We start from the raw sequence: 16,648 nt of genomic DNA, 5'->3' as shown, positions 1-16,648 counted from the left end.
AAATATATTTGCACGTCTACAGCAAATATATTTGCACTTTTAACTTTTGTGCTGTATTCTTACCGTCTTTTGTACAATCATGCTCCAATTATTATATTAAATCTGATACTTTTTTATTTTATGCTGCAAAGTCTGCCTTTTAATTCCTAACACTTCAGCGGTTTTCGAAATATTACCTCCGAAATCTGCCATCTTTTCCTTTATAATATTTATTTCTAAGAATTCCAGGTATTGATCTATGCTCATCAGTTCAGGATCATAATCCGCCTCGACATTAGCAATTTCAACCTCTTTAGGCATCTGAAGGTATTTTTCTGTAAGCACATGTTCTCTGTCTGACAAGGATACTGCAGACATTATCAAATTTTCCAGCTCTCTCACATTACCGGGATAATCATAATTTTCAAGTTTCTCCAGAGCCCCTTCTGATAGCATCCACACTTCCTTCTGGAATCTTTTATTATGCTTTTCAAGGAAATGCTCAACCAGTATAGGGATATCATCTTTGCGCTCCCTGAGAGATGGAATGCTTATATTTATAATGTTTAACCTATAATACAAATCCTTTCGCAAAAGTCCACTGTTTATAAGTTTTTCCGGGGTTTCATTTACGGTAGCAATAATTCTTACATCAATAGGAATATCCCGGCTTCCCCCTACACGCCTTATGTAATCCTCCTGAAGTACACGCAGTAATTTACTTTGCAACTCATAAGGCATGGCACTTATCTCATCCAAAAGAAGTGTTCCCCCATTGGCCTGCTCAAAAAGCCCTGCACGATCTACGGCCCCCGTAAATCCACCTCTGGCAGTACCAAAAAGAATTCCCTCCAGTAAACTTTCCGGTAATGCTGCACAGTTTTGTGCAAGAAAAGGTTTACTCCTTCTGGCACTGTTAAAATGAATGCTTTGTGCCATTAACTCTTTACCAGTACCCGTTTCTCCATATATAAAAACTGCCGCATCTGTTTTAGAGGCCCTTGCAGCAATATCAAGCTGATGTTTTAATCGTCTGTTTTGCCCGATTATATCTTTAAAACTATATTTTCTTATTTTAGGAATAGTAACTTTATGTTCTGGAATGGCTTCTCTTTGAAGCTCTAAGATTGTATTGGACATGGCTTTAAAGTCAGTTATATCCTTGGCTATCTCAAGGGCCGCTACAACTTTTCCAGAGTCATCTATAATGGGAATAGTAGTATTTACCGTAGTTATTTCCTTTCCATAACGGTTTAAATAGGTCTGCTGCTTATTTAATGTAGGTTCAGCCTGCCTCAGAGCCCTTAACAGAGTACTTTCTCCTTCAGGTATATGAGAGAAAACAACCCTGAAAGGTTTACCTATAACATCTTCTCTGTTGGTTTTTTCAAGGTTAGCCATAGCCTGATTATAAATGATACTCTTACCTTCCACGTTTACTATATGAATGCCCTCGTCAATAATATTGGCAAGCTCCTGTATAATCTTTTCATATTGCTTTGCGTTCATTTCTCCCCCTTGTAAATTTTCTGCGGCTACTATTAAAAATGAATATTTCAATACTATTCTACAGCAAAAAAAAAACAAGTGCAAATAAATTTGCATCTGTTTTAAAACTATTTCTTTAAACACCAATACATCTTTTGAAATTATACATTCCTTAACTGTACCATTCTGGCATAGATTAATAGAATTTCCATGCCAGGATAATAAGTGGGGGTTTTAGCCTCTGCATCTATCACACTTTTATGAACAAGATTATATCCACTTATACGAACAGGAATAACCTCATCAGAAAAATAGTAGACATGTTCATCTACTTCCAGCTTCTCCTGATATGGACACAGCAGAATTACATATTTATTTGTAACTTTCATTAGATTATTTACAATGTTCCAAGGGTCTTCAAAATGCTCAAGGACATTTGAACAAATTGATATGTCACATTTAAATTCTTCTGGTATGTAATTTAAATCCAGAACATTAAATTCATAATCCGGGTAAAGTTCCCTGGCTATTTTAATAGCTTCTTCCGAGAAATCGTATCCCTGGACTTTGCATTTTAACTGCTCTGATATAATTTTCACAGCTCCGCCTAAAGCACAGCCCATATCACAAATATTAAAATGATTTTCTTTAATTTGTTCGGTCAGCCACTGAGGCAGAAATTCGCAGATTATATTACCAAAGAATTCCGTTTGCTCTACGCCTTCAGCTTCCTGCCAGTCCCCTTTAAATCTTATATTCCAGTAATCCTTGGAATTTATGGTATCCTCCAAAGTCTCACCCCGTTTTTTCTTTATTTACCTACAACTATATACAATAATTATATTAATGGGTTTAAAACAAAATTACTATATTAAAAATTAGTAGTAACTTTTTCTCTCCTTTAAAAGTACCAGATGACATAGAATTGTCACTTTGATTTAAAAGTGCCATTTATTTGTCACTTTTATAACCATTTATATCTTTAGTGCTAAGAATCGAGCAATGCACGATATTCGAATTTTTCCATATTTCCAAACTGTTGATTTTTCAATCTTTTTTATAGCAAAAACCATTGGCACATATGTTGCTAATTACAAATTATAACAGATTCCTAAAGCTATTGAATGAATCTGTCGGTGCTAATGAGCCCATATTTTATATTAAAAGGAGAGATTAAAATGATTATTGGAGTACCAAAGGAAATTAAACCCAACGAATACAGAGTTGCAGCAACTCCTGCTGGTGTTCAGACTTTAACCAGCCGTGGCCATATTGTGCTGGTTGAAAAAGATGCAGGTATAGGCAGCAATATGCAAAATGAAGAATATGAAAAAGCCGGCGCAAAAATTGTATCAAAAGATGAATTGTTCTCCCAATCTGAAATGATTTACAAGGTAAAAGAATTCTTTCCAGAAGAGTATAAGTATTTGAGGGAAAACCTTATTGTTTTTACCTATATCCATTCTAATGCTCATCCAGAAGAGACAGATGCATTTTTAAATTCAAAAGTTATTGGCATTTCTTATGAAGACATTGAAGAAGGAAAAGGGAATTTTCCTCTTTTAAGCCCTATGAGTGAATTTGCAGGAAAGGGAGGTTTCTTAGCTGCCTGCCATTTTTCTCAAAAAGTTCATGGAGGAAAAGGTATTCTGCTAGCCAGAATCCCTGGTGTGCAAACACCACAGATAACTATAATTGGAGCAGGTGCTGCAGGAATGGGAGCAGCAGAACTTGCAGCTTCTTTCGGTAATAAAGTTGTAATTTTAGATATTGATCTTGAGAAGCTTAAGAAGGCAAAAGAAGTTCTTCCTTCTAATATTGAACTTTTATACTCTGACCAGACAAATTTACTAAATGCTTTAACAAACTCTGATGTAATAATAAATTGCATTCTCTGGCCAAAATGGAGAAAAGATCATTTAATTGATAGGAAAATGTTAAAACTTATGAAAACTAATTCTTTAATTGTAGACGTATCCTGTGATGACAATGGAGCAATTGAAACCTGCCATTCCACATCCCATGATAATCCGGTTTATTCTGAAGAAGGTATCATGCATTATTGTGTTGACAATATTCCTTCTGCATTTTCCCAGGCGGCAAGTGTTTCTCTCTGCAATCATTCCCTACCTTTCACCCTTGAAATTGCAGATAAAGGCTATGAAACTGCTTTAAAGGAAAATCCAGTACTACGAAAAGGACTATGCTTTTATACGGGTTCACTAACATTGAAAGAAACCGCTTTAAAGCAAAACAGGCCATACAAGACACCTGAAGAAGTATTAGGAATCTAATTATTGAAATAGCTTTAATTTAAAACAACTTAATAATGTAAAAATATAGCAGTAATTATGGCCAGAGTTTCCTTTTTGGCCATTATTGCTGCTATTCTATTAAAAATGTTATAATATAAAGGTGTACATACTATAAGTTTGCGAGATTCAAAAGAAAGGAAATGTGTAGGGAAAGTTAAATCTTCCTTATGCAAAGGTTCAAACAATCATTATGGCTATTAATCCGAAAGATATCTTCAAATATGTTGACTCAATGATGTTCGTTGATAAGAATTATAATATTATTTATACTACCAGATTCAATCCCCATTTTGGCAGTCGCTTCGGATTCAATGAAAATGAGTATACGGCATATAACAACAAACGGTATTTTGAACTGTACCCTAACCTTGACCACGACGAAAGCGCTATGGTTCAAGTACTTCAATATGGTAAAACCGTTATTCGTGAAGGTCAGACCTTTAGCGATATGACAGGAAAAGTATATACTACAAATAATATTACCTTTCCTATCATACGGTTTGGAAAAGTTATCGGTGCAATTGAACTTTCACAGGATATCACTTCTGTAGGTGACTTGGAGTGTCCTAATAAAACCTTACCTCGAACTTATTCCAGTCAGCCTAATAAAACAACAAGTGATGATATCAGCTTTGATAGTATAATCACAAAGAGCACCGGCATGCTGGAACAAATACGCAAAGCTAAAATATATGCATTTGAAGATAACCCAACATTAATATATGGAGAAACAGGAACGGGTAAGGAGCTGTTTGTTAAAGCAATGGTTAATAGCAACAAAACTCGTAAAGGGAAGTATATTGCCCAAAATTGTGCAGCTATACCAGAAACGTTGTTTGACTCCATTCTCTTTGGGTCTGTGAAAGGGGCCTTTACAGGGGCCGAAAACAGAGTGGGCTTGTTTGAGATGGCTGATGGAGGAATACTATTTCTCGACGAACTTAATTCAATGCCTGTACATCTACAACCAAAACTGCTTAGGGTACTACAGGATGGAAAAGTCAGACCTGTTGGCAGCGTCTCCGAGAAGAGTGTAAATGTAAAAGTCATTGCTGCTATGAACAAAAATCCCATGCAGTTAATCAAAGATAATCTATTAAGGGAAGATCTGTTTTACCGCTTAAGCAGTAATGTAATTTATCTGACTCCTCTACGAGAGAGAACCGAAGACATCTCTTTATATATCAATTATTTTTTAAATCACTTTAATAGTAAATGTCATAATCATGTTTTTAAACTATCTCCTAACTTAAGAAAAGTCCTTCAAAAGTATCATTGGCCGGGTAATGTCAGAGAATTACGGCATGTAATTGAATCTATGGTGAATGTCTCAGAAGAAGCAACTTTGACCACCAAAAATCTTCCAGCCTATTTAATGGAACTAATTAATATGGGAGAAAATAGCATAGATAGTATGGTTGGCCTGGAGACACCGGCTCACTTTGGAACTCCATTGAAGGAGACCTTGGAAAAGGTAGAAAGAGAACATATCATCAATGCCCTGAGTTTATCCAATGGTAATGTTTCCCGTGCAGCAGAGATGCTTTGTATGCCCCGTCAGACTTTAAAATTCAGAATTGATAAGCTGGGTATAGAGAATTATAAGTAGCCCCAGAAATAAAGATAATCTCTTCCCCCAAGCTTGATTCTGTTATTGTTTTAGTATGAGGCGACATTGAATTGTCGTTTTAATCAAAAAACGCCATTTACTTGGCGTTTTTTTTTAATTTTATATTTTTAGTGCTAATAATTGAGCAAACCTATATTTGGATTTTTTTAATCTCCTTGTAAGTGTTGGTTTTTAAGGCTTTCTAACAATAAAATGGTTTGGCATATATGTTGCTTATAACAAGTATAACACATTCTTTTACTTTGTTAAGTTAATGAACAAATATGTGAAAGTTTAATACCATTACATTTCTGTATGACATTGAAAGGAGGAAAGAATTTGCTTTCGGTTGGAAAAAGTGTATATCCTATTAAATCTATTATCTTGTTAATAATTTGAAGAACCTAAATGTATTTTTTATTTACTAAAGAACTAAAAATAAAAGGAGGAAACAACAATATGGATAGTCCTAATAAAACAGTACCGTTTGGTGTTGCAATAACTAATATTTTTATTATTTTATGTTGCGTGGGTATTGGTGGCGCCCTGTATAAAGCGCCTTTAGACATGTCATTTTTGCTTGCAATTATCTTAATGGGTTTAATACTCATACTAGTATGTAAGTATAAGGCTAAAGAATTACTGGAATATTTTTTTGACGGAGGGAGAAAAGCTGTTGATATAATGGTTCTTCTAATGGGAATAGGAGCTCTTATCGGGGCTTGGATTGTTGGTGGTATTGTTCCTACTTTAATCTTTTATGGTTTAAAATTTATATCCCCGGCCTTCTTCCTGCTTACGGGCTTCTTGCTTTTATGTGCACTTTCTTTCTTTATTGGCAGCGCCTTTGCCACAGCAGGTACCGTGGGTGTGGCACTTATGGGGATTGGTGCTGGTATGGGCTTTCCTCCTGCATTAACTGCAGGAATGGTTCTTTCTGGGTCAATATTTGGTAATAAGCTATCTCCTTTTGCCGATTCATCAAATCTATGTGTTGTGGCTACAGGGGTAAACCTTTTAGATCATATAAAATCCATGTGCTATACAGTCATACCGATTTTTGTTGCAAGTGCCGCTGTTTATGCTTATTTAGGCATAAGTTATAATGATGCTACTCTTGACCCTACCCACGTTGTTCTGTTTATGGATACCTTACAAAAATACTTTGTAATCAATCCATTTTTACTGCTGGTTCCAATCGCCACGATTGTTTTAATTGTAAAAAAAGTCCCACCAGTTATTGCACTTCTCCTAACAACAATTGTCGGTGGAATTGTAGCTTTAGCAGTCCAAGGTTTTAATATCAGTACCGTAGCTTCATCTATATCTGGGGGTTTTAGTATCCAAACAGGAGTAGCTAATGTTGATGATTTACTAAACCGAGGTGGTATTTATAGCATGCTTGATGTTGTTGAACTTGTATTTTTCCTTATGGGAGGAGGAGAAATTCTCCAGCGCACTGGAACAACTACGGCTATAATGAATAAGCTGCACATGATTATTCGAGGTAAAAAAAGTTTAATTATGACGAATCTTTTTGCGGGATTGATGGTTGATGGTCTGACTGGAAGTCAATATTTATCTATTATACTCCCTGGGGAAATGTTTAAAGAGCAATACAAAAAATTTGGAGTAAAACTTACTGTTTTGTCCAGAACTCTGGAGGATTCAGGAACTATTTTTTCTTATTTACTTCCGTGGAGCAATAATGCTGTTGCTATGGGCGGTATACTTGGCGTTGCAATTACAGAATCATACATATATACCTATCAATTATGGTTTACGCCAATACTTGCTATTATCTGTGCAGTAACTGGTTATGCAGTTTGGACTGAAGATAATACGGAAGAACCGATGCTCGAAGAAGAGAGAGGTGCTTGATTTAATGATGGAAAGAATGCTATTGCAGTTATTGCAATAGCATTTTTAATTTATGCGTCTTCGAATTATTTGATTTTTATTAATCTTTAAGTTGACTTTTTTTGTTTACAAGTGTAAACTGATCGTATCGTTTACATGCATAAACGTATTTTGCAGAAAGGAGGAGCTATATGGATTTACCCAAAATTACAGACTCTGAGAAAGAGGTGATGAGATTATTATGGAAGCGGAGCCCTCAAACTGCTAATGAAATTATTGAGGTTCTCTCTGTAAAAATGAACTGGTCAGAACAGACTATAAAAACATTTTTAAACCGTCTTCATAAAAAAAATGCCATTCGATTTGAAAAAGACTCCAGAAGTTATCTTTATTATCCTTTGGTCACAGAGGAAGACTATTATCAAATTGAAAATAAGTGTTTTTTAGAACGAGTCTACGATGGAGCTGTGGGCATGCTTTTCTCACACTTTATACGGGAAGAAATGCTTACAGATGACGAAATTGAAGAACTTGAACAATTATTGCAAAAGAAAAAAAATCAATCTTTAAATAAAAAAGATTAATATTTTATTGGCCATAGAAAAAATAAAGCTACTCTGAATCCTATAATTAAAACCTGTTTTGCAGAACAGATCTTGGATGTCAGAATAGCAATATAAAATATTCATTAATATTGTATCAAAATAACTTTACGACGGCAAGTATCCTATGCCGATTGTGTGTGTTGTAAATTTTATAAGAAAGGATAATATCACAAATGGTTAATATGGTTCTTGGGTCTATACTAAAAACATCATGGGTGGTTTCTATTGTCATCTTATTTATCCTATTGCTCCGTAAAGTGATGGGAACTCGGATAAGCACAAAATCCCGCCAGTTAATATGGTTCATTATATTGTTGAGATTACTTTTTCCGGTAGGCCCAGAATGCCCTATCAGTTTAATGAATTGGATTCCTACACCTGATCAGTTCATTCAAACCATTCTAAAACAAAATGAATATACACCTGCAGACCAGTTCACCCAAATGCAAAATATAGCCCCAAAAAAAGATGCAATATCAAAAGGAAATACTAAATTATTTTATACCCAAAATTCTTTTAATCAACACACGGAAAGCCAGGGAATAAAAGCATTTACTGAAACAGAACCTGCTTCCCCATTGACGCTTACGCTTTTCTTTTTTTGGAGCATAGGCTGTCTTTCCTCTTTAGGAATAAGCGCACTGTCTGTAAACAGGTTCCGATATATAAACAAAGATTTAGAAATTAAGCCAGACCTTGAAATATTAAAAGAATTACTTTATTGTAAGGAAAAATTACAGATTAACAAAAATATTTCGCTTATGGTGTTACCAAAATTAAACAGCCCCGTTTTAACAGGTATTTATCATTCTAAAGTTTATCTGCCAGCAAATCTGATTGAGCAGATTTCTTCAGATGAGCGGAAATATATTTTAATGCATGAACTTGTACATTGGAAGAGAAAAGATATCCTTTGGAGTTTAATATTAATACTGGCCCTTTCTATTCATTGGTTTAATCCTCTGGTATGGGTAGCAGCGCAAAGAATCAAAGAAGATTGGGAAATGTGCTGTGACGCCGAAGTATTGGAAATAATAGGAAAAGATAAGGCCGCCTCTTACGGCAATGCAATTTTGCAAATAGTCAAATTCCAAAATCGACAATTGAAAGGAGCTTTATATCAAACTGCTTTCTTCGCAAATAAGAAACAAACTAGAAGGAGAATTATAATGATTAATAAATTTCATAATGGAATGACCAATAAAATGACCGTCCTGGCTTTGGTGCTGTGTATCATATTGGGTATCGCTACCCTGACAGATGCACCGAGCTACGCTGAAAAAAATACATACAACGATTCTACCCCATCAAAATTTCAGCTATATGATCCCAGCTATCAGTACTTTGATACGTTGGACCAATTTTGTCGTTATGCCGATTTTTCATTTCAGCTTCCAAACTATCTGCCAACCATATTTGAAGTCTATGATTACAGAATAAATCGTGATGACAATAAATCCTATATGACTGTAAATTACTGGTATAATACAATGGGCGGTGCTATGGTGAAAGGGGCCAAGGAGGAACACTTTCAACTGAAAATATCAAAGACTAATCTTTTGGAACTTTTAGCTCCTCAATTGACAGAAGCACAAAAGCAAAAAATAATTTTATTGTGAGCTATAAAAGTACGCCTAAAGTATTTGCAGGAATTTCTGGAACCCAGCTTACTGTTATGACTAAGGATAAGGACGAGCATCCTTCCGGTGGAGATAATATTTACAAGGAAGATAAAAACCAATACTTTATATGGGAAAATCAAGGGATTTGGTATGCTATGCAATATTTAACTGAAGTCACCATGGAAAAAAAGTCCTATTACTTATTAAATCTATCCGAAGATGAAGTATCGCAGGTTATTCATTCCTTTATTAACCCAGATAAAATTACTCATAAGGGTTATTTCACTAAAGAGCAAATGCCTTCCTTCTCGGTTTACGATGAAAATGATTTAAAAAGAATCACTAGAGACTGGAACTTCTCACCAAAATTACCTATGGAATTACCAGGTCTAAAAGCGAAGACAGCCCATATGAGCCACGCTTTTTATGGAAATAAAGAATTCGGTGTTTTTCAAATCAGCTATGTATCCGACGAAAATTCATCTTCGGAAGTTATTGCGCAATATGAACAGGCAACGCAGCCTGCTATATATGATGACGTAGTGAAAAAATATCAGGAGCAGCACAGCAGAGCTCCCAAAGTCACCAAAGCTGCTTATACGTTGCAGTTAATCAAGGATAAGAAAGTTTATTGTCTGGAGGAGAAAGATAATACTGGCCTCAAGATGCATTATTTTTGGGATTCAGGTTCTTTGAGCATAGACGGAAAGCCAGATGAACATATTAAAATACTAAATGCTTTAATAAATTAAACAAAAAAGGCGGTCTCAAATATCCGTTATGATTATTTTGAGACTGCCTTTTTCAGATTGCTTGTCTTAAACTAAGCAAGGGGAAACAAAAAAGTTTAAACATCGTTATTTCTGATAGATTGTTTTTTAGCATTCCTGTTTTGATTTTGGTTTTCCTTTGTGATAGGCGTCTGATAGTTACACTTTTTCATCCGTGCTTCTTTATTGTCTGGCTGACTATCCTTTGGCATATAACTCACCTCGTTAAAAGAAATTGTAACGTCTTACAGTTTATATTCTGTTCCTATTTTGAAATTATATGCTGTAAAATAATGGATTGCTTATTTTATGGTTAATAAAAACTCCCGTAGTATTTTACACGCTGTTACTGTGGACGCGCCACTTTGGTCATAATGGGGTGCCAGTTCATTTATGTCCCCACCTACCACTGTGAGATCCTTAAGTTTATGAACTGCTCCCATTAATTCCTTAAAAAATAAACCACCTGGTTCAGGGGTACCTGTTCCAGAAAAACAGGAAGGATCAAGAACGTCTAAATCAATAGTCACATATACAGGCTTGCCTTTTAATTTCTCTATGGCATCATCAATTCCTTCCAAGTTGTATTTAACCTGGATGATATGTTTTTCTGCAAATTTATCTTCTTCCCGGGTCATAGACCGTATACCAAACTGAAATATTCTGTTATCTCCTGTAAGTTCATGACAGCGTCTTAGCACACATGCATGAGAAAGTTCTTCGCCTAAATATTCCTCCCTAAGATCTGCATGTGCATCAAAATGTAATATACGCAGGTCCGGGAATTTTGAAATCATTGCTTCAATACAGCCTAACGTTACTAAATGCTCCCCTCCCAGCATTACAGGAATTTTATTGTCATTTATAATCTTAGCCGTCATATCCCGGATTTCATCCAATACTTTCCTGCTGTTTCCAAAACCAAACTCTAAATCTCCCGCATCAAAGACCTTGATATCTTCTAAATCTTTTCTTAAATAGGGGGAATAAGTCTCAATTCCAAAAGATTCATTTCTTATGGCAGAAGGGGCAAAACGCGTGCCTGGCCGGTAACTGACAGTGCCATCATAAGGTGCTCCAAAAATAACCACGGAAGCATCCTGGTAATCACTGTTACATGCCATAAAGCAGTACGGCTGATTATTCATTTCTGGCCTCCGCAAGCAACGTCTTAACATAGTTCGGAATGGCAAAACACCCTGTGTGCAGTTCCGTATTATAATATCTTGTAGTAAGGTTTAAGGATTCCCATTGTTCTTTCTTAAAATCCTTAACAGGGTCTAAGGTTTTGGAAGCAAATCCAAAAAGCCAGTGCCCGGAAGGATAAGTAGGAATGTGTGCCTGATATACTTTAACTATAGGGAAAAGTTCACTTATTCTCTTGTGGGCACGCTTCATAGAATGTGCAAATGCCTCATAATAAGGGCACTCATGCTGATTTACCATAATGCCATTCTGACTTAATGCTTTATAGCAGTTTCCATAGAACTCCTTTGTAAAAAGTCCTTCTCCTGGGCCAACCGGATCCGTACTGTCTACAATAATTAAGTCGTAGCATTCCACTTTATCTCTCACGAATTTTAATCCATCCTCAAAAAACAAGGTTACCCTTTTATCATCCAGACTACAAGCCGTCTTTTGTAAATACTTACGGCTTACATCTACTACCATCTCATCAATTTCTACCATATCAATTTTTTCTATGGTTTCATATCTGGTTAATTCTCTGACAGTACCTCCATCTCCGGCTCCTATTACTAATACATTTTTAATGTCTGGATTTGTTGCCATAGGCACATGTACAATCATATCATGATAAATGAATTCATCTTTTTCTGTCACCATCATTAATCCGTCTAATGTTAAAAACCGCCCAAATTCCTCTGCCTCAAATACATCCACTCTCTGGAAAGGACTCTGTTCTGAAAACAGCTGTTTCTTTACTTTAATTGAAAAACGCGTATTTGGGCTGTGCTCCTCTGTGTACCATAATTCCATAATTATACCTCCATAACTTCTATAAATTTCATATCCATATCTTTTGTTCCCATCATCACACAACCTTTTTCTTTAGAATAAATAATGTGTGTCATGATTTCGTCTGTTATTAATTCCCCTGGTGCTAAAATAGGAATTCCAGGTGGATATGCCATAACAGATTCTCCGCTTATGCATCCTGCACTTTGATTTATGGGAACAGCTCTTTTATTACCATAAAAGGCCTTCTGGGGTTCCATAACAACAATTGGATTAATATATTCATAAACCAGTAACCCCATAGGATCCTTTTTAAACCGTCTGGAGGTTTCCGACAATGCTCCTAGAAGCCTCTCTATTTCAAGCTGTCGATCCCCTACTGATATAATGGCAAGAATATTGCCCAAATCCCCAAACTCAATTTGTATACCAAATTCATCCCTAAGAATATCATATACTTCTATACCTGCAAGCCCCGTATTTCTTGTGTGTATACTCAGCTTTGTTACATCAAAATCATACACCCAGTCTCCATCGATGATTTCACGGCTGAAAGCATATAATCCTTGAATCTTATTTACTTCTGCCCTGGCATACTCACTCATATCCATTATTTTTGCAAAAAGATCTTTTCCGTGAAGAGCAAGATTTTTTCTGGCGATGTCTACAGATGCCATCAGAAGATAGCTGCCACTTGTGGTCTGGGTAAGATTAATAATCTGTCTTACCTGGCTCTCTTCCATACTGTCTCCAATAAGCAGCACAGAACTTTGTGTCAAAGACCCTCCTGTTTTATGCATACTGACTGCTGCCATATCTGCTCCGGCTTTCATGGCAGAAACGGGAAGGTTACTGCCAAAATAAAAATGTGTACCATGAGCTTCATCTGCCAGAACTTTCATTCCAGCTTCATGGGCAATCCTTACGATTTCCCGCAAATTGCTGCAAACCCCATAATAGGTTGGATTATTTACGAAAACGGCTTTTGCATCCGGATTCTGTAGGATAGCCTCCTTAATACTTTCTACCGACATTCCCAGGCTAATACCTAAATCTGAATTTATACCAGGATTAACATATACAGGCACTGCTCCACATAGGACCAATGCATTGATTGCACTTTTATGAACATTTCTGGGCAGTATAATCTTGTCTCCCTGTTTGCAGCAGGTAAAAATCATGGTCTGCACAGCACTGGTGGTGCCGCCAATCATAAAAAATGCATGATGCGCTCCAAATGCTTGGGCCATCAACTGTTCAGCCTCATAAATAACACTTGTGGGATGAGTCAGGTTGTCCAAGGGTTTGCTTGAATTTAAATCCATTGAAAGACATTGTGCTCCAAATGCCTCCAGTAATGCTTTATGCCCTTTTCCCTGTTTATGCCCTGGCACGTCAAAAGAAACGATACGGTTATCCTTATAATTTAACAGTGCGTTATAAATAGGCGTCCTATCCTGATTTAACATAAATCCTCCTCTCTTTTCAATAAATACTCTACAAAACAAAAACAACCATACTTAAAAATAAGCTATGGTTGTACCTGATTATGATCATTACTATGAATTATTATATGAAACAATTTCTTGCTTTTTTCTGCTTAAATTCGTTAGTTTTCAGAGCCTATACAGTAATTTCTACTTTTACTGCTCATGTTGATCATTCACAAGTACATTCTTCTTATGAACACATTTCGTGGTTACCCACAGTAAATATGAGCTTTTTGCTCATCAACACGAATATTACATCGCTAAATCGGCATTTGACCCGGCTGTCCGTATGGCCTCTTTTTCACTGAATAAGTTAGGTCAAAAATAACTATGTAAGTATAGGCTGTAAAACCTTCTATTTTAATTACGTTTCGAATTGTATCATATAACAGAGCTGTTTGCAATAGATTTAAAGCAGTAATAATTTACTATTTCTGGGAATTAGGATATATGTTTATTCATCTTGTTATTTAAATGTTCTCGCTCAAACTCTTCCGCAGGAACTGGTTTTCCAAAAATATATCCTTGTATCTCGTCGCAGTTCAGCATTTTTAGAATCTGAAACTGCTTCATATCCTCCACACCTTCTGCGATGGTTTTAAGTCCCATCCCTTTAGCCATCATGATAATAGCCTGAACAATGAGCTTTGCATTTTTATCTTCATATATATTGTCAATTAACTCCTTGGCAATTTTAAGCCTGTTAAAATCAAACTTTTTAATATAATGAAGAGAAGCATATCCTGTACCAAAATCATCTATGGAAGTAGTAACCCCCATTTGGGCAAAAGATGCAAATACCTCCTCATTGGCCGAGTCAGGTGCCATCGCACTCCCCTCAGTGATTTCCAAATCAATCCATTGAGCATCTACATTTTTTTCATAAAGTTTTTCTCTGAACCAGCTTACAAAATTACTTTTCTGTATCTGCAAAGGGGATACATTAATACTAACTTTTAAATTTGAAGAAAAAGTTTCATTCCATTTCTTAATCTGATCCATTGCCCTGTTGATAACCCATTCTCCAATCTCAATTATATCGCCGCTTTCTTCAGCAATAGGTATAAATTCTCCTGGACCTATAAATCCCTTTTCAGGCTGAATCCATCTTAAAAGTGCTTCCATGCCCACCAGAGAATGATCCTGGGTATTATATTGAGGCTGATAATACAGAACCAGCTCTTTATCATAATCCGCACGTCTTAGAAGAAATCCTATTTCATTTTTTCTTTCTATCTTCTTGCTAAGTTCCGCATCAAAAAACATATAATTATTGCCTTTATATGTATTTTTTGCTTCATACATTGCAATGTCAGCATATCTCATTAGAAAAAATTTATCTTTTGCGTCCTCAGGATAAGATACAATTCCTATGCTGGCAGTGATTGTAAAAAAATAAGAATCCACCAATATGGGCATTTGTATAAGTTCTAAGATTCTTTCTGCAACAGAACAAATATATTCTTTGCCAACATTGTCCCCTACGATTACGGCAAATTCGTCTCCCCCTACACGAAAGACTTTACAGTGAGGCATGCAGTTTTTAACCAGTCGGTTCCCTAAAGCCCGCAGTACTTCATCACCGGTTTGATGACCATAAGAATCATTGATGGCCTTAAAATGATTTGCATCTATATACAATAAGGCAAAAGAATTTTCAATCTTACTAAAAATTAATGAATCTATACTTTCAATAAGCTGTCTTCTGTTATACAACCCTGTTAAAGAATCTCTGTTAGAAAGCTCCTCCAGATTTTTGTTGACCAGACTTAATTCCTGGGTCCGTTCCGCAACAAGTTTTTCCAACTGTTCATTTATTTCAAGTTCTGCTTTAAGAAGATTTTTGTTTTGAATACCTTCCTGAATCTGTTTTGTCAATATCCAGTATAGAAGATATACTCCCAGAGAAATAATCAAGATTCTGAGACTAAAAAAACCTACTATATACAGATAGTAAAATAATACAAATAGTAAAATTAATTTTTTAGGTTTTCGGATATTTTCCATCTGGTACTTTGTTTCTGTCTTCTCCTGATTTGAAAAGTGGGCTGCTTCATAAGCTGCCCCAAGGCAAATAATACATTACCCATCATATAAATACCATCAATAATGGTATTTTCCTGATAAAGTTTCATCAAATAAATATAAGCATAATAGTAGTCAATAAAAGTAACAACTGCCGTTCCTGCTATTACTAAAAAATATCTCCTGCTCATTTTTTTGATACCTGCTGAGATAAAAGCTGCACTCATGCCGGATATAATATAAAAATCAAAAAATATGTAAGTCATTGTATTGATATATTCAAAATTCATCTGGAAATGAAGGGGTGTTTTAGAAAAAATAAAAGACCAGAGTAAAATAGCTAATATTGCCGAGATCGCAAGCATGTCTAAAACCAGCTGGTATAGATTCCACTTTTTTAAGTTTAGTGCATAAAAACATGTTATCGAAACCATCAGAAGTAAATTAGGCACGGTATATAGTGCATTTATAGAAGCAACGTTTACAGGATTTATATGAAAAAAATTATCGTATAAGAGCCATATAAAATCTGCCACTCCCCAGCTTATAGTATAAAATAGCAGAAATAACCAGCAAATTCTGAAGTCTTTTATGTTTTTTAAGGAAAGATAAATAACCAGCGAAGAAAGAAATGCTACAACTGGTGACAGCAGGTTTCCCCAGAAATTACTTTGTAACAATACACTTATAAAATATATAATGAACGTAGCAACTAAAGTAGTTTCTGCATATTTTTGCTTCAGCATTTTTTCGTCCCCCTGCTCTGATAACTTTCATTATAATTCTCTAAGAATAAAAATAATTACAGTTTAATCTTTATTTTTATTCTATCATATTGCTAATTTTAGTCAATATTTTTGGCATTTATATACATGGTAAAGGTATTATATACTTCTCTTCTACAGCTA

Annotated in this window: 14 protein-coding genes; 6 read left to right on the top strand and 8 right to left on the bottom strand. The window is 35.5% G+C overall.

Going from position 1 to position 16,648, the window contains the following annotated elements; genetic code table 11:
• Nucleotides 1–96: 96 nt before the first annotated feature.
• Both Ami3637_RS07705 and Ami3637_RS07700 read right to left on the bottom strand, forming a co-directional pair.
• The gene (locus tag Ami3637_RS07705; protein ID WP_162362071.1) at nucleotides 97–1,488 is read right to left on the bottom strand and encodes a sigma-54 interaction domain-containing protein; all 1,392 of its coding nucleotides are present in this window, start codon (nucleotides 1,486–1,488) and stop codon (nucleotides 97–99) included.
• Nucleotides 1,489–1,628: 140 nt separating this feature from the next.
• Entirely contained in the window at nucleotides 1,629–2,258 is a 630-nt protein-coding gene (locus Ami3637_RS07700; RefSeq protein WP_162362070.1) for a class I SAM-dependent methyltransferase, read from the bottom strand.
• Between the two features lie 387 nt (nucleotides 2,259–2,645).
• Between Ami3637_RS07700 and Ami3637_RS07695 the strand changes: the two genes are divergently transcribed.
• The 6 genes from Ami3637_RS07695 (at nucleotide 2,646) to Ami3637_RS07670 (ending at nucleotide 10,230) form a co-directional block, all read left to right on the top strand.
• Entirely contained in the window at nucleotides 2,646–3,761 is a 1,116-nt protein-coding gene (locus Ami3637_RS07695) for an alanine dehydrogenase (RefSeq protein ID WP_162362069.1), read from the top strand.
• Nucleotides 3,762–3,972: 211 nt separating this feature from the next.
• A complete protein-coding gene (locus tag Ami3637_RS07690) occupies nucleotides 3,973–5,391 on the top strand; it encodes a sigma-54 interaction domain-containing protein (protein ID WP_162362068.1) in 1,419 nt (472 codons plus the stop codon).
• A 459-nt stretch (nucleotides 5,392–5,850) separates the two neighbouring features.
• The gene (locus Ami3637_RS07685; protein ID WP_162362067.1) at nucleotides 5,851–7,272 is read left to right on the top strand and encodes a Na+/H+ antiporter NhaC family protein; all 1,422 of its coding nucleotides are present in this window, start codon (nucleotides 5,851–5,853) and stop codon (nucleotides 7,270–7,272) included.
• Nucleotides 7,273–7,442: 170 nt separating this feature from the next.
• Nucleotides 7,443–7,835: a BlaI/MecI/CopY family transcriptional regulator gene (locus Ami3637_RS07680; protein WP_162362066.1), complete on the top strand. Its 393-nt coding sequence runs from the start codon at nucleotides 7,443–7,445 to the stop codon at nucleotides 7,833–7,835.
• Between the two features lie 194 nt (nucleotides 7,836–8,029).
• Nucleotides 8,030–9,475 carry a M56 family metallopeptidase gene (locus Ami3637_RS07675; RefSeq protein WP_162362065.1) on the top strand — a complete coding sequence of 482 codons (1,446 nt, stop codon included), beginning with the start codon at nucleotides 8,030–8,032 and terminating at the stop codon, nucleotides 9,473–9,475.
• The gene (locus Ami3637_RS07670; protein ID WP_162362064.1) at nucleotides 9,472–10,230 is read left to right on the top strand and encodes a hypothetical protein; all 759 of its coding nucleotides are present in this window, start codon (nucleotides 9,472–9,474) and stop codon (nucleotides 10,228–10,230) included. The genes Ami3637_RS07675 and Ami3637_RS07670 overlap by 4 nt, the downstream gene beginning before the upstream one ends.
• A 95-nt stretch (nucleotides 10,231–10,325) precedes the next feature.
• Here Ami3637_RS07670 and Ami3637_RS17865 read toward each other — a convergent pair whose 3' ends face one another.
• From Ami3637_RS17865 to Ami3637_RS07645, 6 genes are all read right to left on the bottom strand, one after another.
• Nucleotides 10,326–10,460, bottom strand: coding sequence for a hypothetical protein (locus Ami3637_RS17865; protein WP_279286695.1), 135 nt, complete (start codon nucleotides 10,458–10,460; stop codon nucleotides 10,326–10,328).
• A 90-nt stretch (nucleotides 10,461–10,550) separates the two neighbouring features.
• Complete coding sequence (speB, locus tag Ami3637_RS07665) at nucleotides 10,551–11,396, bottom strand: agmatinase (RefSeq protein WP_162362063.1); 846 nt, start codon at nucleotides 11,394–11,396, stop codon at nucleotides 10,551–10,553.
• Nucleotides 11,389–12,246: a polyamine aminopropyltransferase gene (gene speE, locus Ami3637_RS07660; protein WP_162362062.1), complete on the bottom strand. Its 858-nt coding sequence runs from the start codon at nucleotides 12,244–12,246 to the stop codon at nucleotides 11,389–11,391. Before speE ends, speB begins: the two co-directional genes overlap by 8 nt.
• A gap of 2 nt (nucleotides 12,247–12,248) precedes the next feature.
• Nucleotides 12,249–13,694, bottom strand: coding sequence for an aminotransferase class I/II-fold pyridoxal phosphate-dependent enzyme (locus tag Ami3637_RS07655; RefSeq protein ID WP_162362061.1), 1,446 nt, complete (start codon nucleotides 13,692–13,694; stop codon nucleotides 12,249–12,251).
• Between the two features lie 462 nt (nucleotides 13,695–14,156).
• The gene (locus tag Ami3637_RS07650) at nucleotides 14,157–15,593 is read right to left on the bottom strand and encodes a putative bifunctional diguanylate cyclase/phosphodiesterase (protein WP_162362060.1); all 1,437 of its coding nucleotides are present in this window, start codon (nucleotides 15,591–15,593) and stop codon (nucleotides 14,157–14,159) included.
• Between the two features lie 98 nt (nucleotides 15,594–15,691).
• Nucleotides 15,692–16,486 (bottom strand): hypothetical protein, encoded by a 795-nt coding sequence (locus tag Ami3637_RS07645; RefSeq protein WP_162362059.1) that lies wholly within the window; start codon nucleotides 16,484–16,486, stop codon nucleotides 15,692–15,694.
• Nucleotides 16,487–16,648 lie beyond the last annotated feature (162 nt).

The sequence above is a fragment of the Aminipila terrae genome (assembly GCF_010120715.1).
Taxonomy (GTDB): domain Bacteria; phylum Bacillota; class Clostridia; order Peptostreptococcales; family Anaerovoracaceae; genus Aminipila; species Aminipila terrae.
The sequence above is the reverse complement of the archived record's forward strand: the minus strand, read 5'-3'. Positions and strand labels throughout refer to the sequence as shown.